At 39.8% G+C, this 26,503-nt stretch carries 24 protein-coding genes and 4 tRNA genes; 11 read left to right on the top strand and 17 right to left on the bottom strand.

What is annotated here, in order from left to right; all coding sequences use genetic code 11:
* The first annotated feature begins 45 nt into the window (after positions 1 to 45).
* Positions 46 to 1,506 carry an alpha/beta hydrolase family protein gene (locus tag B1202_RS09010; protein ID WP_078190254.1) on the top strand — a complete coding sequence of 487 codons (1,461 nt, stop codon included), beginning with the start codon at positions 46 to 48 and terminating at the stop codon, positions 1,504 to 1,506.
* A 183-nt stretch (positions 1,507 to 1,689) separates the two neighbouring features.
* Positions 1,690 to 1,950 (top strand): hypothetical protein, encoded by a 261-nt coding sequence (locus B1202_RS09005; RefSeq protein WP_078190252.1) that lies wholly within the window; start codon positions 1,690 to 1,692, stop codon positions 1,948 to 1,950.
* Positions 1,951 to 2,019: 69 nt separating this feature from the next.
* Here B1202_RS09005 and B1202_RS09000 read toward each other — a convergent pair whose 3' ends face one another.
* The 5 genes from B1202_RS09000 to B1202_RS08980 form a co-directional block, all read right to left on the bottom strand.
* The gene (locus B1202_RS09000; protein ID WP_078190444.1) at positions 2,020 to 2,466 is read right to left on the bottom strand and encodes a DUF2726 domain-containing protein; all 447 of its coding nucleotides are present in this window, start codon (positions 2,464 to 2,466) and stop codon (positions 2,020 to 2,022) included.
* A gap of 58 nt (positions 2,467 to 2,524) precedes the next feature.
* Positions 2,525 to 2,600 (bottom strand) — tRNA-Asn (locus B1202_RS08995).
* 257 nt (positions 2,601 to 2,857) lie between these two features.
* Positions 2,858 to 2,933: transfer RNA gene (locus B1202_RS08990), tRNA-Asn, on the bottom strand.
* Between the two features lie 217 nt (positions 2,934 to 3,150).
* Positions 3,151 to 3,226, bottom strand: a tRNA-Asn gene (locus tag B1202_RS08985).
* Positions 3,227 to 3,231: 5 nt separating this feature from the next.
* Positions 3,232 to 3,307: transfer RNA gene (locus B1202_RS08980), tRNA-Asn, on the bottom strand.
* 377 nt (positions 3,308 to 3,684) lie between these two features.
* Here B1202_RS08980 and B1202_RS08975 point away from each other — a divergent pair.
* Both B1202_RS08975 and B1202_RS08970 read left to right on the top strand, forming a co-directional pair.
* Positions 3,685 to 4,116, top strand: coding sequence for a hypothetical protein (locus B1202_RS08975; RefSeq protein ID WP_078190251.1), 432 nt, complete (start codon positions 3,685 to 3,687; stop codon positions 4,114 to 4,116).
* Positions 4,117 to 4,368: 252 nt separating this feature from the next.
* Entirely contained in the window at positions 4,369 to 4,701 is a 333-nt protein-coding gene (locus tag B1202_RS08970; protein WP_228145153.1) for a hypothetical protein, read from the top strand.
* 215 nt (positions 4,702 to 4,916) lie between these two features.
* On the opposite strand, the gene B1202_RS08965 is transcribed toward B1202_RS08970, so the two are convergent.
* Together B1202_RS08965 and B1202_RS08960 are read right to left on the bottom strand one after the other, a co-directional pair.
* Positions 4,917 to 5,543: a superoxide dismutase gene (locus tag B1202_RS08965; protein WP_078190250.1), complete on the bottom strand. Its 627-nt coding sequence runs from the start codon at positions 5,541 to 5,543 to the stop codon at positions 4,917 to 4,919.
* 156 nt (positions 5,544 to 5,699) lie between these two features.
* The gene (locus tag B1202_RS08960; RefSeq protein ID WP_078190248.1) at positions 5,700 to 6,458 is read right to left on the bottom strand and encodes a Nif3-like dinuclear metal center hexameric protein; all 759 of its coding nucleotides are present in this window, start codon (positions 6,456 to 6,458) and stop codon (positions 5,700 to 5,702) included.
* A 169-nt stretch (positions 6,459 to 6,627) separates the two neighbouring features.
* Here B1202_RS08960 and B1202_RS08955 point away from each other — a divergent pair, with 169 nt between their 5' ends.
* Together B1202_RS08955 and B1202_RS08950 are read left to right on the top strand one after the other, a co-directional pair.
* Positions 6,628 to 7,806: a S1C family serine protease gene (locus B1202_RS08955; RefSeq protein ID WP_078190244.1), complete on the top strand. Its 1,179-nt coding sequence runs from the start codon at positions 6,628 to 6,630 to the stop codon at positions 7,804 to 7,806.
* Positions 7,807 to 7,992: 186 nt separating this feature from the next.
* A complete protein-coding gene (locus B1202_RS08950) occupies positions 7,993 to 8,250 on the top strand; it encodes a hypothetical protein (RefSeq protein WP_078190243.1) in 258 nt (85 codons plus the stop codon).
* Positions 8,251 to 8,354: 104 nt separating this feature from the next.
* On the opposite strand, the gene B1202_RS08945 is transcribed toward B1202_RS08950, so the two are convergent.
* From B1202_RS08945 to lipA, 3 genes are all read right to left on the bottom strand, one after another.
* On the bottom strand, positions 8,355 to 8,741 hold the full coding sequence (locus B1202_RS08945) for a carboxymuconolactone decarboxylase family protein (protein WP_078190242.1): 387 nt from the start codon (positions 8,739 to 8,741) through the stop codon (positions 8,355 to 8,357).
* A 158-nt stretch (positions 8,742 to 8,899) separates the two neighbouring features.
* Positions 8,900 to 11,413 (bottom strand): acyl-CoA dehydrogenase, encoded by a 2,514-nt coding sequence (locus tag B1202_RS08940; protein ID WP_078190240.1) that lies wholly within the window; start codon positions 11,411 to 11,413, stop codon positions 8,900 to 8,902.
* A 411-nt stretch (positions 11,414 to 11,824) separates the two neighbouring features.
* Complete coding sequence (gene lipA, locus B1202_RS08935) at positions 11,825 to 12,838, bottom strand: lipoyl synthase (RefSeq protein WP_078190238.1); 1,014 nt, start codon at positions 12,836 to 12,838, stop codon at positions 11,825 to 11,827.
* Positions 12,839 to 13,044: 206 nt separating this feature from the next.
* Between lipA and sthA the strand changes: the two genes are divergently transcribed.
* Entirely contained in the window at positions 13,045 to 14,460 is a 1,416-nt protein-coding gene (gene sthA, locus B1202_RS08930; RefSeq protein ID WP_078190237.1) for a Si-specific NAD(P)(+) transhydrogenase, read from the top strand.
* A 142-nt stretch (positions 14,461 to 14,602) separates the two neighbouring features.
* Positions 14,603 to 15,715 carry an AAA family ATPase gene (locus B1202_RS08925; protein WP_078190235.1) on the top strand — a complete coding sequence of 371 codons (1,113 nt, stop codon included), beginning with the start codon at positions 14,603 to 14,605 and terminating at the stop codon, positions 15,713 to 15,715.
* Between the two features lie 35 nt (positions 15,716 to 15,750).
* Here B1202_RS08925 and chrA read toward each other — a convergent pair whose 3' ends face one another.
* Positions 15,751 to 16,989, bottom strand: coding sequence for a chromate efflux transporter (gene chrA / locus B1202_RS08920; protein WP_078190234.1), 1,239 nt, complete (start codon positions 16,987 to 16,989; stop codon positions 15,751 to 15,753).
* A gap of 304 nt (positions 16,990 to 17,293) precedes the next feature.
* Here chrA and B1202_RS08915 point away from each other — a divergent pair, with 304 nt between their 5' ends.
* Positions 17,294 to 18,307 (top strand): alpha/beta hydrolase, encoded by a 1,014-nt coding sequence (locus tag B1202_RS08915; RefSeq protein ID WP_228145152.1) that lies wholly within the window; start codon positions 17,294 to 17,296, stop codon positions 18,305 to 18,307.
* A 95-nt stretch (positions 18,308 to 18,402) separates the two neighbouring features.
* Here B1202_RS08915 and B1202_RS08910 read toward each other — a convergent pair whose 3' ends face one another.
* Positions 18,403 to 19,254 carry a pirin family protein gene (locus B1202_RS08910; RefSeq protein WP_078190232.1) on the bottom strand — a complete coding sequence of 284 codons (852 nt, stop codon included), beginning with the start codon at positions 19,252 to 19,254 and terminating at the stop codon, positions 18,403 to 18,405.
* 102 nt (positions 19,255 to 19,356) lie between these two features.
* Here B1202_RS08910 and B1202_RS08905 point away from each other — a divergent pair, with 102 nt between their 5' ends.
* Positions 19,357 to 20,268 carry a LysR substrate-binding domain-containing protein gene (locus tag B1202_RS08905; protein ID WP_078190231.1) on the top strand — a complete coding sequence of 304 codons (912 nt, stop codon included), beginning with the start codon at positions 19,357 to 19,359 and terminating at the stop codon, positions 20,266 to 20,268.
* A gap of 108 nt (positions 20,269 to 20,376) precedes the next feature.
* Here the strand turns inward: B1202_RS08905 and B1202_RS08900 are convergent, their stop codons facing one another.
* The 4 genes from B1202_RS08900 to B1202_RS08890 form a co-directional block, all read right to left on the bottom strand.
* Positions 20,377 to 21,333 carry a TauD/TfdA dioxygenase family protein gene (locus B1202_RS08900; RefSeq protein WP_078190229.1) on the bottom strand — a complete coding sequence of 319 codons (957 nt, stop codon included), beginning with the start codon at positions 21,331 to 21,333 and terminating at the stop codon, positions 20,377 to 20,379.
* A 221-nt stretch (positions 21,334 to 21,554) separates the two neighbouring features.
* Positions 21,555 to 21,689: a hypothetical protein gene (locus B1202_RS16700; protein WP_257221407.1), complete on the bottom strand. Its 135-nt coding sequence runs from the start codon at positions 21,687 to 21,689 to the stop codon at positions 21,555 to 21,557.
* Positions 21,682 to 22,893: an MFS transporter gene (locus B1202_RS08895; protein ID WP_078190227.1), complete on the bottom strand. Its 1,212-nt coding sequence runs from the start codon at positions 22,891 to 22,893 to the stop codon at positions 21,682 to 21,684. The genes B1202_RS16700 and B1202_RS08895 overlap by 8 nt, the downstream gene beginning before the upstream one ends.
* Positions 22,894 to 23,135: 242 nt before the next feature.
* Complete coding sequence (locus tag B1202_RS08890) at positions 23,136 to 24,194, bottom strand: OmpW/AlkL family protein (protein ID WP_078190225.1); 1,059 nt, start codon at positions 24,192 to 24,194, stop codon at positions 23,136 to 23,138.
* A 444-nt stretch (positions 24,195 to 24,638) separates the two neighbouring features.
* Between B1202_RS08890 and B1202_RS08885 the strand changes: the two genes are divergently transcribed.
* Positions 24,639 to 24,818, top strand: coding sequence for a hypothetical protein (locus B1202_RS08885; protein WP_078190224.1), 180 nt, complete (start codon positions 24,639 to 24,641; stop codon positions 24,816 to 24,818).
* 60 nt (positions 24,819 to 24,878) lie between these two features.
* Here B1202_RS08885 and B1202_RS08880 read toward each other — a convergent pair whose 3' ends face one another.
* Positions 24,879 to 26,336: a sensor domain-containing diguanylate cyclase gene (locus B1202_RS08880; protein ID WP_078190222.1), complete on the bottom strand. Its 1,458-nt coding sequence runs from the start codon at positions 26,334 to 26,336 to the stop codon at positions 24,879 to 24,881.
* Positions 26,337 to 26,503 lie beyond the last annotated feature (167 nt).

Here is a 26,503-nt window from a genome sequence, read left to right as displayed (position 1 = left end):
CATGTAGTTTCATGCTTAAAGAATAATGATTAAAAAGGATATTTTATGAAACGTTCAAAAATAGCATTAGCTCTGACAGTTGCAGTTTCTATGCTGTCTTTAACCGCGTGTAATGACGATGATAATGACTCATCATCTTCGAATCAAAAATCAACATTTGTGTCTGAAGCAAATTATGCTTTAGATACAGTAGACAATACATCGTCCATTAAAGTCATGACGTATAACATGACCAATGTGCAGGGGAAAGCAGCAACAGCAACAGCCTTAGTATTATTTCCTAAAGCTACACAACCTAAAGATGGCTATCGTGTTGTGGTATGGGAGCATGGAACAGTCGGGGCTGGAGATGAATGTGCGCCAAGTAAAAATCTAATTCATCCACGTTTTAAAATTCTAGCTAACACGCTTATGGCGGCAGGTTATGTAATTGTGGCGCCAGACTATGAAGGTTTAGGTACGAAGGGAGTACATCCATACCTCAATTTATCGAGTGCGGCAAATTCGGCACTTACTGCGGTTAAAGCGGCAAAAGAACATTATGGTAATCAACTTAATGGTCAGTGGATGTCGATCGGTCAATCGCAAGGTGGTCATGCTTCCTTAGGGACGGCGGAATTTGCAAATACGGATGCAAACTATAAAGGGGCAGTGGCAGCCGCACCTGCGTCGAGTTTGGGCACGATTATTAAGATCTATTTAGATCCAAAACTAAATGTTGATGCAAATGGTCAACCTAAAGCCCATGGATTGAATAGATTGGATGAACAGTTGGCTCAAGTGCGTTATGCACTTGGTATGGGGCAGCTTTCGGAGGTTCAAGCACAAGCGTTAATCGATCAAATTGCAGATGGCTATGCTGAGCTTTTGGCATATGCTGCATTGACCAGTTCGGGTATTAAAGCCTATGAGCCAAATTATGATTTAAAAAATATTTTTACTGCAGATGCTGGTGTTATTGCAGAAAAAGCCTATGGACGTACAGGGGATGACGGTGCATGTTTAAGTTATGCCGATCCAAATGGTGCAAATGGTTTGCAAGAACAGTTTAAAGCAGCTGTGATTGATTTCTTAAAGGATCCAACGCATATGGTTTCACAGTATGGAATTGATTTGAATAAAATCGATACCGATCCTGTTGTTCAGAAATTTTTAAATGATAATCAACCAGCGACAAATGCAAGCGCTGATAAAGTGATTAAAGCACCTGTTTATATTATTCAAGGTGCAAATGATAAGGCCGTTATTCCTGTGGTTACGCAAGCGCTATTTGCAAATATGAAAACGCAAGCGACGAAGTATTTCCCAGAGGCAAATTATGCTGAAGGTTATCAATTAGACGTTGTGCCAAATGCAAGTCATACACAGGCGATTATCTGTAGAAATGCGCAAGCGGTCGAATTTATTCAAGCTAAAATGTCTGCAGGTACAGGTATTGAATTAACCAATGAGCAAAAAGATGCGAGCCAAAGTCCACATTGTAAGGGTATAGTTGCTTCAAGCTAAGTTTTTAAATAATAAAAAAAGGAGCATGTCTCCTTTTTTTATTGAATATTGGATTGTTAATCATTCAATCCTTGAAAATGAGGGGTACCGTTAGTTCGAGCAAAGAATGTTATGAAGACTTGAGCGAATTTTGTTTTTTGCTATATTGGGCGTCGAATTATTTATGTAAATGAAAGAATCGTTATGTCTGAAGTTAAGCCAAAACCCAATACCAAAAAGATGATCATTCTGATGGCACTCGGGCTATTGATTCCTATATTTTTGGTCAGTATGGCTTTTCTTGCAGTCAATAGTGATGCCAAAAACCAAGAAAAATATAAACAACAACAAGCTGAAATGATTGAGCGTATTAAAGCAAAAGAAGCACAAGATGAGGCTTTGGCTGCTGAGGCTGACCAAGCAGTATCAGAAGTGCTGGCTACTCAAGAGTTAAATGCTCAATAAAATTCTGCTTACATTGTGGGTGCGAATGTAATGCGCATTCACACAATGTTTGATTTACGTACTTAATAACTATTTATTTACATCATGCCTGAGCGTATGAACTGTTGGAATGTTGGTGTAGCGGATTACACGATAGCCCGCTTCTTCAAGCATCGCATCGCGTTCAGCATCTTCTTGCTCTTTGCCTATATGGCTTGGGTCATCCAGTTCGATAATCACAAGCACATTATAAGTTTGGTCAAGTATGACAAAATCAGTGACTTTTCGATTAAATCTATTTCTGATTTTATAATTTTGATTGGTGATCAGTGCGCTAAAAGCCACTTGGGCTAAAATGTGGTAGTTCGGAAATGCTTCATTTAAACGATGAAACATCTTACTTTCAAAGGCAGTGATTACACGACGTGGGAAAAACTTTTGTTTGCTTCTAAACAGTCTGGGAAAGACTAAGCAGACAAGGGCAAAAGTTGCCAAGCAACCAATAATAAAAAATATGAACTGACTGAGATCTGGCACGGAATAAACTACATATATGAAAAAAGCCCACGTCATGATGCGTGGGCTTTTTAGAATTTGGCTCTCCAACCTGGGCTCGAACCAGGGACCTGCGGATTAACAGTCCGTCGCTCTACCGACTGAGCTATTGGAGAATCTGCACGCATTCTATGGGGCAAATGCTGTGAGGTCAAGTCGGAATTGCAAAAAATAAGGAAATTTAGGCTGAATGTATTAAATATAAACACCTTTAATATAAAGCGTTTTTAAAACTTAAGCTTTGACAATTGTTTCTAATGTGGACGGAGAGGTGGATGAATACTTTGATCATTGAGCAAGTGATTCTTATTTTAAAAATAAAAGTCAGAGCATAAAAAAAGCCCACGCATCATGACGTGGGCTTTTTAGAATTTGGCTCTCCAACCTGGGCTCGAACCAGGGACCTGCGGATTAACAGTCCGTCGCTCTACCGACTGAGCTATTGGAGAATCTGAAACGGATTCTAAAGATGTATGGCAGGGTGGTCAAGCCTGATTTAAATAAAATACAGAAAAATCAAATTAAGTGTTTTAAAAATAGCCTAATCAGACAACTTGGTACATATACGGATACTTTTTAGGAAAGCAAAAACAAAAAAATAGGTATGCTTTGTTAAATAGTAGGCAATAAAAAACCCACTTCGCAATGAGTGGGCTTTTTAGAATCTGGCTCTTCCACCTGGGCTCGAACCAGGGACCTGCGGATTAACAGTCCGTCGCTCTACCGACTGAGCTATGGAAGAATAGATGGCTCTCCAACCTGGGCTCGAACCAGGGACCTGCGGATTAACAGTCCGTCGCTCTACCGACTGAGCTATTGGAGAATCTGATGCGCATTTTAGGGATGAAATTTAAAGTGGTCAAGTAAAAATAAAAGATATAGTGCTTAAATGTTTTTTTATTATCCAAAGATGAGTTTGTTGCTTATTTATTGATTCTTTTAAGCTTTTATTGCGGTAAAAGTCATCAGAATACTTTGGTGATTATCGTTAGATGAGGGATTGATTGCATTGAGGGATGCGGTAACAGTAATTACTTTTTTAGCTCTAGGCACAGGTTGAGCTTTGTATGCCTTAGTTTCGTATAAGAGATTTTATGTTAAATAGATGCAGCTTTTGAAAATTTTAATTTTGAATCAGAGATTTCATTTTAAATATGATAAAACCAAAGAATAAAGAAGATTTTGATTGGTATGTAATAAGTGAATTTTTCAGGTGATGTAGAGTTTTTTGTATCCTGTCTTGGAACTAAAGAGTCAAGTTCAGATATTTTGAAAGTAGTTATTCTTGTTGCAAGTGAGTTTGACTCATTAGAGACTAATTTCGGTGGAGAAAAGCTATTCTATTGGCAATTTTTTAAGAGAGGGGTTACGTTTAGGTTTAATGAACATCAAGTACTAGATACCATTTTCATCTATGTCAAAGAGAATGAAGAATATTACTCATACCCGTTTTTAGAAGATCTGATCATAGGTATTAATCATAAAAGTACGAAGCAATCTGTAGCCAATCTATTTGGCCCCCCCGAAAGAGAAGGTGACAGTTGGCTTAAATACAGAATATTTGATAACTATTTACATTTTGAATTTGATGATTCACTAGAGTTAAAACAAGTCACAATGGGCAAATATTGAGACTATTATATTAATTTTATGTATTTTTTTAAATTTAAGACCTAGGCCAGTGTCTAGGTCTTTATATTTTATATAATAGCCATTATGTTAAATAGATAAGTTCTACGATGAAAAGTTATTAATGTATCCTTATAAAATTCTAATAATTTGAGTAAATTTATGTGTGACACAGTCATTTATATTTCTATATTTGATCATTGGCTTTCAGAAGTAGAAGATGATTAATGTAATATTTTGTGCTACAACATCGCATTGAAAAATAATAGCTTAGATGAATATTTAAATGGAGAAGAAAAATTCTTAAATTTTTATTCTCATCTTTTTGATGTGTATTCTTTTAAAAATAATAAAAAAATAGAGTCAGATGAATATCAAACCATAGTCATACAAAGCCTAAGAGAACAGCGGTTAATGGATATTTATGTTCAAAATCGGAAAATAAGGCTACAAAGTGGATATGATAGGACTGATCAGCTATTTTTAGCTAACGCATCTTTGCTCCCAGATATTATTAAAAAATTAGAAATGAGCAAATTGCACGTTTTAGAAATAATAAATTATGAAGATTATTTAAAATTAACATAATACACGTTATACGAAATTATCTTAATTTATTAATGAATTTCATTGCTTTATATTTTTATTGGAAATCCATAATTGCTGATCTGTAATTTTTAATAAGTTTGTCGCGTTCCATGATCAATAAATAAACCATGTATCACAATTTTTTAGTTTTGCTTAACGCATAAAAAATCACCCTAAAAGGGTGATTTTTTTGACTTTAAAATAAGGTTTAAAACTTATTTTTCAACGCCAGCAGCTTGACCTGCATATTTAGCGTTTGCATAGTCCCAGTTCACTAGGCTTTCTAGGAAAGTAGAGATGTACTTAGGACGAGCGTTACGGAAATCGATGTAGTAAGCGTGTTCCCAAACGTCGATAGTCAACACAGCAACTTTACCGTGAGCAAGTGGAGTGTCAGCATTTGAAGTTTTAAGGATAGAAAGGTTGCCGTTTACTTCGTCAGCAACTAACCAAGCCCAACCTGAACCGAATTGAGTTGTTGCAGCAGCAGCAAATTCTTCAGCAAATTTTTCGTAAGAACCGAAAGCTTCGTCAATTTTAGCAGCCAATGCGCCAGTAGCTTTACCACCACCGTTTTTAGCCATACAGTTCCAGTAGAACGTGTGGTTCCAAACTTGAGCTGCATTGTTGAATACGCCTGCTTTAGAAGCATCGCCTTTAACAGCAGTGATGATTTCTTCTAAAGATTTGCCTTCTAGATCAGTACCAGCAATTAGGTTGTTAAGATTAACAACATAAGTATTGTGGTGTTTGTCGTGATGGTATTCTAAAGTTTCTTTGCTGATGTGAGGAGCAAGATCTTCGTAACCGTAAGGTAACGCTGGTAAAGTAATCGTTGTCATGTTTTCAATTCCTTGCATTTTGCTGGGTTTTGACATTAAGTGCCGTTATTGTAATAGATTCTTGCAGTAAAATGCGCATTGCTTATAAATAACAATACAGAATAAAGCCTGAAAATATACGTATAAGGACTGAGCCAAAGACCAAGACGATTTAAATTAAATCGGGTTATTTAATTCGAAATAACTATACTCAATATTGAACTGTTCTGAAATAGCTTTCGCGAGACGTTGTACACCATAACGCTCGGTTGCATGATGTCCACATGCATAATAATGCACGTTTAATTCTTCAGCCTCGTAAAAAGTACGTTCACTCACTTCACCAGAAATGTACGCATCACAATCTAATGCAGCCGCTTTGCCAATAAAGTCCTGTGCGCCGCCCGTACAAAAACCAATTTTTTGAATCGATGGCTTATCTGCTGGCAGGTGAATGGCATCAAATCCTAATTTTTCAGAAACGAAGTCTTTAAACGCAGCAGGAGTCATAGCTTGTTTTAAATAACCAACATTGCCAATAGGATTGCGTTCAGTAGGATCCAAAGCTTGAATATTTTCCAATTCGAGCAAATCTGCTATCGCTGCATTATTACCTAAAGTAGGGTGGCTATCTAAAGGTAAGTGATAACCAACGAGTGAAATATCATTTTTGATCAGGCTTTTGATGCGTTTGCCGCGCATACCAGTGATTGGGTAAGCTTCACCTTTCCAAAAATAACCATGATGTACCAATAGCAAATCAGCATTTGCTGCTATAGCAGCTTCAATCGCTGTTTGTGATGCGGTAACTGCACATAAAATTTTATGCACTTCTGCTGAGCCTTCAATTTGCAAGCCATTGGGAGCATAGTCCTTAAATTCATGTGCTTTGAGTGTGCTGTCACACCACTGAATAATTTCACTTAACTGAGCCATATACTGTCCAAAATCTCAAAGAGATGCATCAAAATTCACTATTGTTTAAATTGTAACTAAAGAATCACAAATCTCTGTGTTTATTTTTAAGTTTGTTGAAAATATTACATTACAATACGATATAAATTATTTAGCCATCAATGAATTATAAAATTTAGAGGATATAGACGTGCGTCGGACCTTTACATGGTTACCTTGGGTATTATTAATACTTGTGATCATCGGTTTCTTTACATGGCAACAGGTTCAAAAACCTAAAGCACCCATTGCCCCAGATGGGGTTAAAATGCCTGCAGAAAAGGTTGAGCCCCTCATTGATACGTCGCGTACAGGCGGTGTGGTTTCATATAGTGCTGCGGTAAAAGTCGCTGCGCCAGCGGTTGTGAATATTTTCACTACGCAAAAAGTGAAACAATTGGATCATCCATTATTAAATGATCCTGTTTACCGTGAGTTTTTTGGTAATCAACTTCCAGATCAAACCAATCAAAACGAAAATAGTTTAGGTTCTGGTGTGATTGTTCGTCCAGATGGCTATATTTTGACGAATAACCACGTGATTGCGCAGGCCGATCAGATCGTTGTGGCTTTACATGATGGTCGCCGTGCTGAAGCAAAAGTTGTAGGCACAGACCCAGATACAGACCTAGCTGTGATTAAGATTGAGATGAGTCAATTACCGGTATTGCCGTTTAAGCTAAGTGGCAATGAAGTCGGTGATGTCGTCCTCGCGATTGGTAACCCTTTTGGCGTAGGTCAGACGGTTACGCAAGGGATTATTTCGGCTACAGGTCGTTCAGATTTGGGGATCAATACCTACGAAGACTTTATTCAAACAGATGCGGCGATCAACCCCGGCAACTCTGGTGGTGCTTTAATTGATGTTGCAGGGAACTTAATTGGTGTTAATACCGCGATCTTCTCGCAGTCCGGCGGTTCTTTAGGGATTGGTTTTGCCATTCCTGCAAAAGTGTGCCAACAAGTGCTGAACTCTATTTTAAAAGATGGTCGAGTGGTACGTGGTTGGTTAGGTATTAGTTTACTTCCAATTGAGCAAGAAAATATTTTAGATCCGCGTGTGAATGGCGTGATTGTGGCAGATGTCATTCGCAATGGACCTGCAGCACAAGCTGGTTTAAAACGTGGAGATAAAATTATGAAAGTGAATAATGAGCTTATTACCTCGACTTCACATTTAATCAACTACGTTGCACAACAAGCGCCATTGAGCACTATGCAAATTGACATTGAGCGAGACGGAAAGGCGATGACTTTGCCAGTACAAGTGGGAGAGCGTAAACCGCAAACTCAAAACAGTGACTCGCAATATATTCCATTACCCCGCTAGCATAGAAAATCCCTCGTCATGAGGGATTTTTTTTTGAGTGCCTTTTTTGTACATCGCTTTTAAGTGCATCGTTTGCACCAAATAATGTGCTTTGAAATTGAAATATCAATTACAAAAATGCATTGCACGCTTTGCTGAATTTGACTTAATTTATAAGCAATAATAATCAGATAAGCGTATAAGAAAATGAGCTTTTTACCCGCAGAACATGCCAAAGTTTTATCCAGTCAAGCCAATTTAGATATCGCCTTATATAAGGCACGTTTGGCGTTGCTGATTGAAGAAAATGCAAAACAAGGGAATACCGCCGTATTTACGGTTTTACCCAAGCACTTAGCTTTAGAAGAGATTCGAAGTCTATCTGCTGAGCTTACAGAATTGGGATATCAAGTTCGATTTGAAGTGAATGAATTCTTCTATAATTTTAATGTGTACTGGATTTGATTCGGGATTCACGACATTTAATGTCCTAAGTTAAAAACAAGATGAAACCCTTTAGAAAACCACGCTAATCGCAGTTTTCTAAAGCCGTTTTATAACGCAGTTTCTTATTCAGATTTTTGATAGTCGTTAATGACTTCAAGCGCCGCACGAAAGGCTTCTTGAGTTGCTGGTGCGCCACAATATGGCAAACTATGAAGTAACACTTCCTGAATTTCTTCTACAGTCGCCCCATTATTTAAAGCACCTCGGACATGACCTTTGAGTTCTGTTGGACTTTTTTGAGCAGTTAAAAAGGCAATGGTAATCAGTGAGCGATATTTACGGGGTAAAACGCCTTCACGCTGCCAAGTTGAACCCCATGCATGCTCGTTAATCCAATCTTGCAAAGGTTGAGTAAATGGCACGGTATTGTCTTGCGCACGTTTGACGAAACCCGCACCCATAACTTCAGTACGAACTTTTAAGCCATTTTCATAATCTTGTTGTGACATGCAGCAAACCCTCTGTGATGTAATTTTGCAGTACAGCCTATACCTTTGACTCTGCGATACCATTGGCTGATGGTCGTATAAAAAGCCATCCCATTGTTTAACAGTGGAATGGCTTTTATTTTGAGTAAAATTAAGCTCAAAAGCGATGCAGAAGCTGATTAATATCGCAGAAATGCTTCTGGTTCATCATCGGTGTGCTGTTGCTTTTTCACTTCTGGTGAAACGGTTAAATGTGGATTGGATAGTTCAAGTTCGTGGATGAGCTGCATGTCAAATACATCTGTGAGCATGCTGTCATAGCGTTGAATGTTGTACGTACTGAGCTGTTCAGCTTCAGAGGCTGTAATGACTTTTTGTGCAATCGCATCTTCTATATGTGCTTCAAAAGTTAAACCTTTGAATTGGCCTTTAGATTCAGCTTTTTTAAATTGGTTCCACAGCGGTTCAATTTTCAACAATTGTAAAAAGGCATTTTCCATACGACCAGAAACTTCATCTGCTGCAGTGCTGTAATACACGTGCTTTTTCAGTTCTTGGCGGAAAGTATTGTCTAGCATCATTTGAGTGGCAACTTCACGTTTTAAACGGTCTGTCGGTTTGGCAACAACTCGTCCAAACGGAAAGCAGATGATTTTTACTACATTTGCCGCTAGTCGCATTGGGAAGTTATCAAATAAGCCATGGAAAGCTTCTTCAACATTGTACAAAGCTTTATCTAATGCAAGTTGTGCATGTAATTGTTCAGCTTCGCTTCTTTGACCTTGTTCATAATATTTAAGAATAGCTGTCGCGATAAATAAATAAGAGTGGATGTCTGCAAGTCGTCCCGAAAGCATTTCTTTGCGTTTAATATCGCCGGCTAAAAGGCCAAGACACATATCTGCAGTCAGCGCGAAATCGGCGCTGAATCGATTAATTTTTTTATAGTAGGGGCGGCTAAATTCATCTGCTGAAGCTGGTGAGTCTGATGGGCCACCAGTGAACGCATAAGCAAAGGCACGTGCAGTTCGGTTAAAGGTATAGCCTAAGTGCTTAAACAGCATTTCATTGAATGTATTGAGTGCAGTGTATTTATCTTCGGCTTGAAGTAATTGTAGCTCCTCAAATAAATATGGATGGCAACGCATTGAGCCTTGTCCAAAAATCATCAGAGAGCGACTGAGAATATTGGCGCCTTCGACAGTAATTGACACAGGAATGGCCTGATAATTCAAGGCTAAAAAATTACGAGGTCCCATTTGCACCGCACGTCCACCGACGATATCCATGCCGTGATTCACCACTTTTCGCATGGTTTCAGTGGCATAGTATTTGGCCATTGCAGTCATTACAGCAGGTTTGCCGCCTTGGTTTAAACCACAAGTCACCAAATAGCGGAATGCTTCAAGCATATAAGCATCTGAAGCGATATCACTCGAAGCTTCTTGTACACCTTCAAAATTACCTACAGAAATTTTAAATTGCTGACGAACTTTGGCAAATGCACCAACATTTAAATATGCCATTTCTCCGGCTGCCGTTGACAATGCAGGGAGTGAAATACCACGACCAACCGCTAAGCATTCCATCAGCATACGCCAGCCTTTACCGGCATTTTCTATCCCACCAATGATCCAGTCTAAGGGAATAAAGACATCTTTACCTTCAACTGTCCCATTCATAAATGGTGAGCCTGGATTATGACGAGGGCCTGTAATGACACCGTCATGACTCGCTGGTAGCAGCGCACAGGTGATGCCATATTCCGTTTTATTTGTATCTCCCAATAAGCCATCAGGATCGTATAACTTAAATGCCAGACCAATGACGGTGGCAATCGGTGCAAGGGTAATCCAGCGTTTAGAGAAGTTCATATTTAAGCCGAGTACTTGTTGCCCCTCAAAGGTGCCATAACAGACGACACCTGTATCTGGAATGGCACCTGCATCCGAACCGGCTTCAGGGCTGGTGAGTCCAAAACATGGAATTTCTTCACCTTTGGCAAGGCCAGGGAGGTATCTGTCTTTTTGTGCTTCGGTACCATAGTGTAGAAGTAATTCCCCCGGTCCAAGAGAGTTGGGCACCATACAACTGACTGCGGCAGTCAGTGAACGGGATGCAATCTTGCTCATGACACGGCTTTGTGCAAATGAACTGAATTCACGGCCTCCATACGATTTTGGAATTACCAATCCTAAGAAACCATTATCTTTGATGAATTGCCAAGCTTCTGGTGGGAGATCTTTATGTTTATGGTGAATATCCCACTCGTTGAGCATGGCACAAAGTTGCTCGACTTCATTATCAATGAAGGATTGTTCTTCAGCACTGAGCTGAGGATAGGGATAAGCCTCAAATTTTTTCCAATCAGGCGCGCCCATAAATAGCTCTTTTTCCCACCAACTTGTTCCTGCATCCAACGCTTCACGTTCCGTAGTACTCATACTCGGCATCGCATTTGCTAAGGTTTTATAGGCAGGTTTGGTGAGTAGATTGAGCCTCAGTGGGTCAATCAGCACGATTAAACTTAAAGCAATAAGCGGGATGCCAAGTATTAATGACCATGGGCTTAAAAAGGCGAGTGCAATTGAAACGAATATCAGTGTTATTGCGCCTACAGCACGTGAAAGTTCAAAGAAAAAAACGGCCCAAAGAGCAAAAATAAAGAGTACGGCACTGAGTATAAATAGCATTTGTTATGGCTCCAGTGACAAGGGCCAGAGCGTTATGCGTTTAAAACAGCCTACATGCGTTTAAAAATGATCTCATCTTTTGTCTTTCTGATTTTAAAGTGCATGAGACTGTCAAAATGGCATCACTCGGCTGGTGAGTATGATTGGACAATTGCGCGAATATAATGAAAGCGCAAATAAAGTGTTATCAATAGATTGATTAATAAATAATCACAACACAATCCCTATCGGGCAAAGAAATGTCACATTACGTAAACTTGGATGATTCGATATATTGGATACCGTTTAAAGGAACGCACTATTTTCGAAAGATCATATAGTGGTAAATGAATTGTGCTGAGTGTGAAAGCCATAAAAAAGCCCTCAATCAATGAGGGCTTTTAATTTGAGATGTTTTAAATCTAAGAGTGATTAAGCTTCAATCGTTTGAACTGCAATTTTCTTTGCAGGATCAGTTTTACGACGTACCGCAGGCACTGGCTCACCATAGTATTGACGGTCAGCAAAGTAACTTGAACGGACCATTGGTGCAGCCCAAATGTTTTTGAAACCAAGCTTTTGGCCATGTGCAGTGTAACGCTCAAATTCTTCTGGGCTTACAAAACGGTCAATCGGGGCATGTTCTTTAGAGGGCTGTAAGTACTGACCAATGGTGACATAGTCAACATCGTGTGCTTTTAAGTCATCTAATAACGCGATCACTTCTTCTTCAGTTTCACCAATACCGACCATCAAACCACATTTGGTTGGTACATCTGGGCAGTATTCTTTAAACATTTTTAATAAGTTTAGAGAGTGTTGGTAGTCAGAACCTGGACGCATTGCTTTATACAAACGTGGCACAGTTTCAATGTTGTGGTTAAACACGTCAGGTGGGCACTCCGTCATAATACGAAGGGCAACATCCATACGACCACGGAAGTCAGGTACTAAAATTTCCAAAAGTGTTTTTGGACTCAAGTCACGAGCTTCTTTAATACAGTCAACAAAGTGCTGTGCGCCACCATCAACAAGGTCATCCCGGTCGACAGAAGTAATTACGGCATATTTCAAACCAAGATTGGCAATGGTTTCTGCCATGTGACGTGGTTCATCTGGGTCAAGAGCATTGGGACGACCATGTGCAACGTCGCAGAATGGGCAACGACGAGTACAGATATCGCCCATAATCATAAAGGTTGCAGTACCGCCACCGAAACATTCAGGTAAGTTCGGGCAAGCCGCTTCTTCACACACGGTATGTAGTTTTTGTGCGCGTAAAGTTGTTTTAATACGTTGAACTTCATCAGGGGCAGCCATTTTGACCCGAATCCAGTCAGGCTTACGAGGCGTTTCAACCGTTGGCACGACCTTCACAGGTATGCGAGCGACTTTTTCTGCGCCACGAAGTTTTACACCCTGTACAGGTTTACGGTTCTCAGACATATTCAACTTTTCCACTGTTTTTGACGAGGAGATATTCAAAAAATTAGCTCGATCATTATAGCGGACTTGAGCTTAAATAGGGGGAAAACGATATTCATATAATAAATGTGGTTATCACATAATATATGTGAGCTAAATATCCAAAAAAGTTAGGATATACGTCATAATACAGCCTAGATTAAAGAATATTTGTAAAGGAGCGTTGAATGCCACGTAAGAAAGAGGTCGTTAGTGGAACTTTCGTGAAATACGATGCGGTAGTTCTGGGTTCTGGCCCTGCGGGTGAAGGCGCTGCAATGAAACTTGCTAAATCAGGTAAGCGAGTTGCTATTGTAGATATGCGTGAACAGCTTGGTGGTAACTGTACCCATGTAGGAACAATTCCAAGTAAAGCATTACGTCAGACCGTTTCAAGCATTTTACGTTACCAACGTGACCCTATGTTCCAAAAAGTCGGTGAATGGAAACAGTTCACGATGAAACAGGTGTTACGTAATGCGCATAAAGTGATTCAACAACAAGTTGAAACGCATTCACGTTTTTATGACCGTAATAAAATTGATATTTTCCACGGCCGTGCGTATATCCAAGATCAAAACACTGTTTTGATTTTTAGCAATGAAGGTATGACGGAAACTTTAGTATTCCAGCAATTAGTGATTGCGACAGGTTCACGTCCTTACCGTCCAGCTGCTTTAGACTTTAATCATCCTCGCGTATTTGATTCAGACAAAATTTTGGATCTGGATTATTCAATCCAAAAAATCATCATTTATGGTGCAGGTGTGATTGGTTGTGAATATGCGTCTATCTTTATTGGCCTAGACCACAAAGTTGACTTGATCAATACACAGCACAAATTGCTCAGCTACTTAGACGATGAAATCTCAGATGCATTGTCATATCGTTTACGTGAGCAGGGTGTATTGATTCGCCACAACGAACAGATTGATCATCTTGAAACACATGATGATCATGTGGTTCTTCACTTGCAAAGTGGTAAGAAAATTAAAGCCGACGCGATTTTGTGGTGTAACGGCCGTTCTGGTAATACAGATGGTTTAGGCCTAGAAAATGTAGGTATTAAACCAAACAGCCGTGGTCAATTAACCGTGAATGATCAATATCAAACTGAAGTAGAGAATATCTTTGCTGCGGGTGATGTAATCGGTTGGCCTTCACTTGCATCTGCTGCATATGACCAAGGTCGCTGTGCTGGTTCTAACATGAGCGGTGAAGAAGGGATTGCACCTGTAACGGATATTCCTACAGGTATTTATACGATTCCTGAAATTTCTTCGATTGGTAAAACTGAACAACAGTTAACGGAAGAAAAAATTCCGTATGAAGTGGGTCAGGCATCTTTCCGTCATTTGGCACGTGCGCAAATTACCGGTGATACTGTGGGCGAGCTTAAAATCTTGTTCCATCGTGATACTTTAGAAATTTTAGGCGTTCATTGCTTCGGTAATAATGCTGCGGAAATTATCCACATTGGTCAGGCCGTGATGAACAGCCCGAACAATACGATTAAATATTTCGTAGAAACCACATTTAACTATCCGACTATGGCGGAAGCGTACCGTGTTGCAACATTGAATGGTATGAATCGCTTATTCTAAGGTTAAATTGAACTTAGAATGTGCAATGAAAGACCCGTAAGTTTCGGCTTGCGGGTTTTTTATGGGTAGAGTAAAGTGCATACAAAATATACAGTTAATAAACTTATAATCATCAGCATTTTCAACTCATTTTAGGTAACCCATGACGATCCGTTCAGTGACTATTCAAGGTTTTCGATCTATTCATCATATGAATTTGACCTTGTCGCGTCTGAATATTGTCAGTGGTCCGAATGGTTGTGGTAAATCCAATCTATATAAAGCTGTACGTCTCCTGCATGAAGCTGCAAATGGTCAATTATCCCAAGCCATTGCAAATGAAGGTGGGATTCAAAAAATCATGTGGGCAGGTGGTCACCGTGCGGGTGATCGATCGAAAGACCCTAAGCGCATGAAGCTTGCTGTGGAGATGGAGCATTATGAATATCAACTTGAAATTGGTTTTCCTGAACCGCTCATCACCTTGTTTGCACTCGATCCTTTGGTCAAAGTAGAAGGAATTTGGTTGAGTGGCTATCAACGTCGAAAAATGAGCGAGTTGTTGGAAAGAACCAACCAAGCGGCATTTCTGAAAAATGTTGATGAAGAACGGATTGCATATCCGATGTCTTTAACACCAGAAGAGTCGGTGTTTGGACAATTGTCTGACCCACATTTATATCCCGAAGTTTCACAAGTGCGTGAGACCATGAAAAACTGGCGTTTTTATCATGAGTTTTCAGTCAGTGGAAATTCACCGATCCGTGTCCCACAGGTGGGGATTCGTTCGCCAGTTTTAGCGCATGATGGTACAAATTTAGCTGCAGCTTTTGAAACCTTGCGTGAGCGAGGCAACAGTGAAACCTTATTTGAAGTACTAGAAAAAGCCTTTCCGCAGACCCAATTTTATGTTCAGGAAATGGGTGGGCGCTTTCAAATGATGATGCAAAAGCAAGGGATCTTAAGACCTTTAGAAAGTGCCGAATTTTCAGATGGGACGTTACGGTTTTTGTGTTTAGCCGTGGCTTTGTTGAGTCCAAGACCCCCAAATTTTATGGCACTGAATGAGCCAGAAAATAGCTTACATCCAGATTTATTACCTGCCTTGGCGATGCTGATTGCTGAAGCAAGTCGCTATACACAGCTTTGGTTGACCACACATTCCAACGAGCTAGTTGAAATGATCAAACACTATAGTGATGTGCAGCATTATCAACTGGATCAGGTCGAGGGGAAAACTGTGGTCAAGGGCGCAAGTTTAATCGATGAGGATTAGATTATTCCTTTAGCTATAGTTTTTTTTGCTTAAGTTTAAAAGGGCAGAAAAGTTAAAAAAGCATAATAGCCGATAAAATTGCTTATTAAGCTAAACCAGACTGGCAGCTTGCTGCGAAGTAAAGCAATAACGACGGCAACAAATATAAAGTCCGTCCATTGAATGATGTATTTCTGGCTCATTTGAAATAGTAGACACAGTAATAGACCGACGACAGCTGCATTGATTATTTTTAAGGTGCCAAAAAGCATCGGGTATTTCATCAACTTATTCCAATAGGGCAATAAGCCAAACAATAATAAAAACGATGGGAAGTAAATCGCCAATGTCGCGAGTGAGGCATTCAATATTGGCACATCGGTCATGGGTAAAAGTGTGCCGAGATAGGTGGCGAAACTAAACAAGGGCCCCGGCATGAGTTGTGCAAGGGCATAGCCTAAGTCAAAATTTTCATTACTGATCAGTCCTGTAGAGACAAAGTCCTGATGTAAAAATGGCAAAATAATATGTCCACCACCAAAGACGAGGGATGCTGTGCGGTAGAAGCTTTCTAAGCTGAAAGCCAATATATTGCTATGTTGTATATCGAAGAATGGCAGAACGAAAAAAGGGCTGATAAAGGCGAGAAGCCATAGCCATGAAGTATGTGTATTGCCACCTGTATTCAGGCTTAAATTGTTATGTATAGGTGGAACTGGTTCTGCGATATTTGGCTTTTTGTTGTGCAAGTTATTTGACGATAAAACTAAACCGATAACTGTAGCAGCTAAAATCACCAAAACTTGATTCAGAGAAAACTGAAAGAAATAAATAAAAAATGCAGCCAATAGCATGACCAGATACTGAAATTTTGTTTTACAAAAGCTTCGCATCATTTGCCAAAACGCCCATGCAACCACAGCAAGGACAATCAACTGAATAACATGAAAGAATAAAGTTGAGAGTTGATCGCTCAGTTTTAAGCTTAAAATCGCCGCGGCACACATCAGCAGGGCTGAAGGTAAAGTAAAGCCTAACCATGCAAAACAAGCACCTTGATAGCGATTGAGCTGAAATCCAATCGCCATGCCGAGCTGACTACTGGTTGGGCCTGGAAGGATTTGAGCTAAGGCAAGCAAATGCGAATATTCATTTTCTGTTATCCATTTTTCTTGTTTCACAAAATACTGAAAAAACAACACCAAATGTGCCGCAGGTCCACCAAATGCAATACACCCTAATCTTAAAAAGGTGAGAAAGATGACAAGGTTTCGTTGTGGCGTGGACTGGCTCATGGGTTACCAATATTAAAAATCGAAATAAAGTTATGAATTTCTAAAGGATAAAGAATTGAATGTTGAAAGATATTAAAGGCTGATTATTGCAGGAGCATGTAAGTCCTGCTTCAAAATTATTTTGAAGTGCTTAGCAGGGAAAAAGATAATTGGACGAAGTGACATAGTGCTGTCCCACATGCACATGGCATCGGTTTTCGCCGCTGATTAGCATCAGCATATACACATAAAAAATCGTCTAAAAATGACTTCTCCAAAATCAGACACATTATCAAAAATTTTGAGCGCTTTATTGAAGTGGTTGATGAGTGGCATTGCATCGTTACTTTCAATCTTGGCATTTGCAGATGATCAGCTACCTGCTACACAACCATTAGCAAGTTATGCAGATCAAAACAGTTGGCAGGACATTCAGCACTATCTACCCAAAGAATACCATTTAGACGAAACGCAGCGCCCTAAAGAAGAGTGGTGGAATTGGCAAGGTCATACTATTCACTTAGATACTTATCGGAATCCACAGGCAAAAGTGAAGGTGATTCTGTTTCATGGTGTGGGAACAAATGGTCGACAAATGTCGATGATTTTGGGGCATCCTTTGGCACAGCGTGGCTATGAAACTATCGCTATTGATATGCCCGGTTATGGCCTCACCCAAGTCAAAAAGGGCTCAAAAATTCGTTATGATGACTGGGTTCAAGCAGGCAATGACCTCATTGAAGCCGAGCTACTAAAAGATCATCGTCCTATCGTTTTGTATGGGCTAAGCGCTGGTGGTATGTTGACCTATCACGTTGCGGCAAAGAATAAAAAAGTGAAAGGCATCGTCGGTATGACCTTTTTAGACACTTCAAATAGAACTGTGCGTGATCAAGTCTCTTTGAATAAATTTATGAGCCGTGTGGGCAGCCCACTGGCTAATGTGACAGCACATACACCATTATCAGCATTGCCAATGCCGATGCGTTGGGTAAGTAAAATGCATCGTTTGGTGAATAATGACGCAGCATTGCAAGTCTTCTTAAAAGATAAAACATCCGCAGGGAATACTGTATCGGTTAAATTTTTAGATTCGTATTTATATTATAAAAATGACACGCCACCGGAGCAGTTTGATGTCTGCCCAATTCTACTGACGCAGCCTGAGCAAGACCGCTGGACACCTTTGGCTTTAAGTCAGCCATTTTTAGCACAGATTCATCAAGTTCCAGTCGATGTCGTCATGTTGAAAAATGCAGGACATTATCCTTTGGAACAGCCGGGACTCGATCAAATGGTCAATACAATCGATGCGTTTTATCAAAAAGTCACGCAATAATGTCTTGAAAGCATGATGCGTAATTCATAGCAACTTAGATATAAAAAAACCGCCAACAGGCGGTTTTTTTTATTGGGACTTTATCGTGGAAATATTTAAGCAAAATGACCATGTTGAAAATCATAAAATGCCTGACGTATTTCATCTTCAGTATTCATGACGAATGGTCCATGTGCCGCAATAGGTTCATTTAAAGCTTCGCCACTTAAAATAAGCAGTTTGGTTGCTTCAAAAGATTTAAGTTTCAAGGACGATACTTGGTCACTGACATATAAAGTCTGTTTCGCATCAAAGCGTTGACCTTCAATTTCGATCGCGCCACTTAATACAAAAATCATGTTATTCCACTGTGGGTTGAATGAAAATTCCTGTTCAGCATTTGCATTCAAGCGCACATCCAACACATTCATCGGGCTAAATGTTTCAGCTGCGCCCAATGTGTCTTCAAATTGGCCAGCAATGACGCGTACCACGCCTGCCTTTTGTGAAAGTTTAACTTCAGCAATATTGGCTGTAGTCAGTTCTTGATAGCGAGGTTCAGTCATTTTGGCATGACTAGGTAAATTCACCCAAAGTTGTACCATGTCTAAATTTCCGCCTGTTTTGGCAAAATCTTTAGAATGATGTTCTTCATGCATAATGCCTCGACCTGCGGTCATCCATTGCACTTCGTCTTTGGCAATGCTGCCGTGATTTCCTTTAGAGTCAAAATGCTCCAATTCTCCTTCATAAACAATGGTTACAGTTTCAAAGCCACGATGTGGATGTGACCCAATACCACGTTGATGATGACTTGGAGAGAAATGATATTGGCCGGTATAGCCCATAACGAGGAATGGACTGGTTTGATTGCCCATTTCTTGCATAGGGAGCATAGAGTTAGTCGGGAAACCATCGCCCACCCAAGTACTACGATCACTATGATAAACACGTTTGATTGGATTCATAATTCAGCCCTCAATTTATTGCTTCTGAGATCTATTATTGAGGTATAGTGAGGGAATGACAGGGCGAAAAACTCAACAGATTATTCTAAAAATGAAACAATCATGCAAAATTTAAATGACTATTACTACTTCGTGCAAGTGGTGAAATACCAAGGTTATACCAAAGCCAGTGAAGCATTGGGTATTACAAAATCTAAGCTATCACGCCGTATCACAGAATTAGAGACCCGTTTGGGTGTACGTCTGATTCAGCGTAATACGCGAAAATTTACAGTAACTGAAATAGGACAACAGTTCTATTTACATTGCTTAAAAATTTTAGAGGAAGTCAGCGAAACGGAAAACTTTGTGCTTAGTACGTTGAACGATCAACTCTGTGGCCAGATTAAAATCTCTTGTCCTGTGGCTTTGGTGGAAATGCCTGTTGCAAAAATGGTCACCGATTTTATGCAGCAATACCCAGACATCAGTGTGCATCTGATGGCGACCAATCATCGGGTTGATGTCATCGAGGAAGGCGTAGATTTAGCTATTCGTGTGCGTAACATGCCTTTATTGGATAGTGATTTGATCGTTCGAGATTTAGATGCTTGGGATCATGTTTTGGTGGCATCGCCACAACTTTTCTTCGAGCGTGAAATACCACAGCAATTGGCTGAGATTCAAAATTTTCCGTGTATTGGTTTTGACCGGCCTAAACATTTTTGGGATTTTCGACATCGTGAAAAAAGTGAAACCCAGCAAATTGAATTTCATCCACGCTTAAGAACCGACAGTTTTAGTGCGATGATTTCTGCTGCTCTTTCTGGCGTAGGAATCGCATCTTTGCCCAAAGTGTTTGTACGTGATGCTTTAAAAAGTGGTGAGTTAATAGAGCTATTTCCTGAATGGCAATTGCCGCAAGGGGTCATCCATGTTGCCTACGCGACACGACAAGGCATGCTGCCGGGTGTGCGTGCGATGTTAGATCATTTGATTTCAGGTTTTAAGGCCTTAGATATAGATCATCCGTAATTTGAGCAGCTTTCTTATTGTTTTCATATTCTAATTATTTGGGGTTATTGCTCAAATACGGATTTTGCTAGGTTATTGATTTTTTTATTGTTGGCATGAAGTTCAACATTAGTATGGACGTCCTCCTGCTAGGCTAATTCGCTTTAATAAGCGGCGTTGGTCTGAAGGGAAAGGGCGGCGTGAGTGTAAAGTGGCTTGGTTATCCCAAAATACAATGTCACCTTCTTCCCATTGATGTTCATATCGAAACTCAGGTTTCAATAAATGTTCTCGTAAAGATGCAATCAATTCACTGCCTGACTGATCATCGTAGTGAACCAATTCCACTTCAGATCGTTCATTTAACCACAGACCTTTACGGCCACTTTCTGGATGGGTACGTACAAGCGGATGTGGATAGGCATGTCCAACAATCGGTTGGTCTTTGAAACGATATAGCGGTGTAGCGCCATATCCCGTTGTGCCTTTATTATTTTTGGCACGGACAAATGGGTTGTAGGTAATGAGTTGAAGTTGGTCTAAATGTTTTTGTGTCGCTTCATCTAAAGCTTCATAGGCTTTAATGGTGTTATACCATGAGGTTTGTCCACCGTCTTGTGGCAGTTCAATGGCATAGAGTAATGAACCAAATGATGGCAGTGGAGTCCACTGATGGTCTGCATGTGCAGCCAATTCACCATGTCCAGTATAGTCTCCTTTACCGACTGCATTTGACACAGGTACGACGTCTGGTGGTGTTCCTGTATCATCTTGTGACGCTAACACAGGAATATCTGCACCGGGACGGAAGATTGAACCGAAGTAACTTGCAAACGCGAGATACTGTAAATCATCTAGACTTTGATGTTTAAAAATTAAAATCAAGTGTTCTGCCAAAGCTTGTTTTAAACGGTAGATGGTTTCCCCAGACTGTGCTTTACGCGCATCTAAACCATAAACCACAGCCCCCAAAGCTTGGTCATGTTGCGCTTCAATACGAATTTCATTGCCATCTTGAAATTGTTCTGCTTGATGCCAACGTGGAGCATCATGGATGGCTTGTGAAAGTTGAGTTAATGCGGTCATTTCATAAGTTCTCAAATTGTTCTTTATTGAGACTTAATCTATGGAAGAAAACGTAAGTTGGAAAATTAAAAAATAAGCTAAGTTTATGAAAAAACGTATTATTAATACTAATATGCTGAAAATGCAGCTTTTATTGAATCGTGTAGAAAATAGCTAAAAAACTGCTGTTGTAGTGTTGATAAAACAGCAGTTTGGGGCGGAATTAAGGTTTCAATACGTCTTTAATGCGCACAAAACGCTTGGTTAAAGTATTCGAATAATTCAGGTGTTTGGCTCCATAAGCCGATGGACAAGGCCAACAATGCCAGAATACTGATGGCAATACTGAGCCGGAACCACAGTGTTGAATTAGTCATGAATGACACTTTCCTCATTAACCATGAAATGTACCAATACCCCAAAAATACTCAGGACAATCGAAAAAATCCAAATGGCATTATAGTTACCGGTCATATCGTGGTTCACACCACCCAACCAGCCACCAAAAAATGAACCGACTTGGTGAGTAAAGAACACGATACCGCTGAGCATACTGAGATATTTAACGCCAAACATATTGGCTACAATACCGTTGGTGAGCGGTACGGTAGAAAGCCATAATAGACCCATAATGACGCCAAAAGCATAGATTGTCCATGTGCTTAAAGGCAGCAAAAGAAAGGCAATAATGGCAATGCCACGTAATCCATACAGTCCCATCAACAGCTTTGGTTTGGAATATTTGCCACCGAGCCAACCAGCTGTGTAGGTGCCGACAATATTAAACAGTCCAACGAGCGCTAGGAAAATAGTGCCCGTAGTAGCATTAAAGCCATGATCAATTAAATAACCCGGCAGATGGATGCCAATAAACACCACTTGGAAGCCACAGACAAAGAAACCGAGTGCTAGAAACCAAAAGGGTTTATGCTCCCAAGCCAATTGCAAAATTTGTTTAAAAGTCAGAGAGGCTTCATGCGTATTGGTTGCATTTGGTGCAACATACATTGGTGCTTTCAGCATCCAAGCTAAAGGAATAATAAGCGCAATTAATATGGCGCTGACCACCAAAGCCGAAGACCAACCAAATTTTTGCAGTAGCAGTAATGTAGAGGGCAGCATAATGAACTGACCAAAAGAACCTGCGGCACTGGCAATACCCATGGCTAAACTACGTTTGTCTGGATGCGCTGCACGACCTACAGCAGAAAGTAATACTGGAAAAGATGTGGCTGAGAGAGCCAAACCCAGAATTAAGCCTGCGCTTAAATTAAGCAGTAAACCGGTGGAGCTGACGGCCATGAGTAATAGTCCGAGGGCATATAATGCACCACCGACGGCGACCACGATCTTACTGCCATATTTATCTGCAAAAGCCCCAGTAATTGGCTGCACAGCACCCCAAATTAAGTTTTGCATGGCAATGGCAAGGCTAAATACGTTATGTCCCCAACCAAATTCATCACTCATCGGCACGAGATAGAGGCCAAATGCATGACGCACCCCTAAAGACAATGCCAAAATAATAGCACTGCCAATGAGCATGTAAATCAGGGGCTTTGAGAAACGAGTATCAGACATACAGCAGGCTACATTCTTTAAATTTAATCCAATGGTATTCGAATAAACGCAGAGTTGCGATTAAATTTAATTCACCAAACAATAAATTTTTTTTATAGGTAACTATGGATGAATAAAGGAAATTGACACAGCAAAAATTCAAAAGTATTTAAAAGAGATTGAAAAGATATTTCAGAATAAAAGACCATATAAATGCCAATAAAAAGACGACCGTAGTCGTCTTTTTATATTTAGGTTATTTATTAGAAACGCATACCGATACCTGCATAGGCAAGAATTGGGTTTACTTCAATATCAGCTTTAGATTTGATCAGTTCGCCGTGTGTGGCATCTGTAACGGTAATGGTGGTTTCATTTTGTAGATGTGCATAGCTGACAGAACCTACAGCAAACCATTTGTCATTGAAGTCATAGGTGAAGCCAACCGTTGCAACTGGAGCAAATGCATCAGTTGCTTCTAAATCAACTTTGGGATTTGCCTTACTTGGTTTTCCTTCTAAAGAAGCACCTGCATTACCTTCTTTAATGTTGGCAATCATGTGACCTGCGGCAATCAAATCTTTCTCAATTTGTGGATTCATTTCCAACTCATTGAAGTAAGCATACATCACGCCTAGACCCACATAGGGACGGAATTTATTGACGCCAGTTTTACCGAAGTGATATTGGATTTCTGCAGCAGGAGTCCATGCACGTGCAGAAGCTGCTGCACCATGTGCGCCTAAGTCGGTAATGAAAATATCATTTTCCAGTTCAAGATTTCCAAGTGCGCCGCCTAGTGGTTTCGCAATGGCAGAAAATGGCGCGTAAATTTTTCCTGAGCCTTGTAAATCAACTTTTGGCGGAATACCCGCTTTCATTTCTAGTGATACATTGTCAGTGAAGAAATAGTTGGTCATGATCCCAAGAGTGGTGACGTCATCTGCTTCAAGACCGGTCCCTGGATTGTCCCATTGTTCAAGTCCTGAAATGGTGGCTTTACCACTCATTGCAGCAGGAACGGTAGTCAAAGCACTCAAAGCAACGTCTAATGCAAATGGAACGTCATAACCTTCTCGAATATTGTCTTTTACTGTTTTTGATTTAATTTCGCCAACATCTGCCTCATAGCCTTCATTGATGGCAGTATTTACACGGAATGGCTGTGCTTTACCTTGTGGCATAACATGTAGAGCACCAACAGAGACAGAAAAACGTTTGAAGCCATCGCCATCTTTTAAACTAAAATATGGTGAGTCTGCATGACTGAGCATAGGTAGGGCAGCCATAGAAGCAGCAATGCACAATACACTTTTTTTCATTTTAAAGGACTCCATGTCCGTAAATTGATAATAATTTTTCTAAGTGCCCATTATTCAAAATTAGTGCGTAAAAAATGTTATAGAAAACAAGAATAAACGTAATAGTCCTGTAACATTCTTGATGATTTGTATTATTTGAAGGCTTTAATTAGGTATTTGTGTAAAAAAATCGAACATTTTTGAAATTTAGAAATGGTTCTATCTATTTGTAAATATTCAATATTTATTGACATAAATGACAGTGCTTTGGTTGATTTGGGTCAATAAATTAGTTTAAAACGACCATATTCAAAGCAGTTTTTTGTGCTGTTGTCCTCTATAGATATAAAATTCATAGCTGATCATTGAGTCTTTATATGTCAATCGAGGCTAATAACTCAAAGCCTTTTACACCAAAACCATTTTTTTTTGTACAATAGCGCTAGATTCAATTGAGTTATTCGTATGAGTACGCAAAACCCTCCCAAGAAAAAGGCTTTAGTCAATTTGCCTTTTCCGATTAAAAAAGCTGAAGATAATGCTTCGGATGAAATCTTTGAAGATATGCGTCCAAAACCTCAGCGTTATGCTGACCGTACTTGGATGCCACCACGCGGTACACGTCGTTCGATGGGTAAGCGTTAAGAGATTTAAATAAAAAAGCCATGGTTCAAACCATGGCTTTTTTATTGCAAATTATTGATGTTAATTACGTATTTCAGACTGAATTCTGCGGTCTTTATTGAGATAATACTTTTTCTTCTGACGATACATATCCAGATCTGCACGTTTAAGCATATCGTCCATCCGCTCATTCAGCTCATTGGTGGCACAGCCAATCGAGATACTCATCGGTTGATTAGAATAAAATTGGTTATCGACCAATAACAACTCATTCAAACTTTGTAAGCAGTTTTGCAGCGCTGCATCATCTGCACCGGGTAATAGAATGACAAATTCATCACCACCAATGCGCGAAGCAGAATAGGGCGTATGCTGAATAAGCTGGTTTAAAATGTTGCCCAGACGTCTAAGGATACTGTCACCAGCATCGTGCCCAATACTGTCATTGAGTTCTTTTAGTCCATTTAAATCAATAAAAATACAAGAAACAGGACGTAATTGATTGCGTTCGAGACGATTGAGTTCTGCGATATAAAATGAACGGTTATAGAGCTTAGTCAGAACGTCATGCTTACCTAAATATTCAAGATAATTTTCAGCCTTTTTACGTGCGGTAATATCAGTCAGCGCAACCTGCACGGTGCTCCAGTCATCGAGATAATCGGGAAATACAGTAAATTGCAATAATACGTGGCGAATACTGCCATCAAGTGCATAATTTACGGCTTCACGTTGATGATGTAGATTGCCATTCCAAAGTTCAATCAACTGTTCTTTAAAGGTTTGCAGCATTTCTTTGGCAAACACTTTATGTACATTTTTGAGCAATATTTCTTTGTTCGGAGCGCCAAATAAATCAAGCGTGGCTTGATTGACGTCAACGATCAGTATTTCTTTAATGCACTCTTGTACAAAATCGGGATGAACATCCAAAAAAGTGACAAAGTCTTCGATTTCTAAAGCGCGTAGCTGATCTAATTTGATTTTAATCCGGCTAAAATCTTCGACCCAAAGTGAGGTCGGAGAATAATGAAAGCGTGCTTCAGCCAAATGACAACTTTGTTCTTGTAAACGGCAAGCTTCAGTATAAGAGGTGATATCTTCAGTCGTAATTAAGACGGCAGATAAATCCTGCTCATGACTCGGTAGCACAATGCCTTTGAGTTGAATGTCTAGGCGTTGTCCATTGAGCGTATAGTTCACGGCAGAATGGGAAAAATGCGTTTCACCATTCCACAATGCAACCAATTCTCTAATGTGTGTTTGACACATCTCCGCCTGAAAAACTAAATCAAGGTTTTGACATAAATGTTCAAAGTCACGTGCTTGATAAAGTTCCAACGTTTTTGCGTTGACCTGTAATAGTTTTATTTTTCTCGCACATTGCAGAATACGTGATTCATCTTGTTGAAGAAAAGTGGAGAGATCCTGCACACCTTGCTGACGCCAGAGATCAAATTGTTTATTGACTTCACTGTAATCTTCAAGCCACATGGCAATGGGGGATAGCTCAAAAAAAGGAGAATCTAGCATGTCTATTTTATGTGCTCGTCATTCTTTATGATAATGTCAGCAAGTAGTATAAGACGAAAAAAATGATATTAAAATAATGTGATATGTAAAATAAGTTTTATTTTTAATGTGACTTAAGTCGCTAAAAACCATTAATCAACCGTAGAAAAAAAGCCAATATGGACATTGGCTTT

Origin of the sequence: Acinetobacter amyesii (assembly GCF_002018365.1) — a bacterium.
Lineage (GTDB): Bacteria > Pseudomonadota > Gammaproteobacteria > Pseudomonadales > Moraxellaceae > Acinetobacter > Acinetobacter amyesii.
Note: the sequence above shows the minus strand (reverse complement) of the source record. Positions and strands in the feature narration are given on the sequence as shown.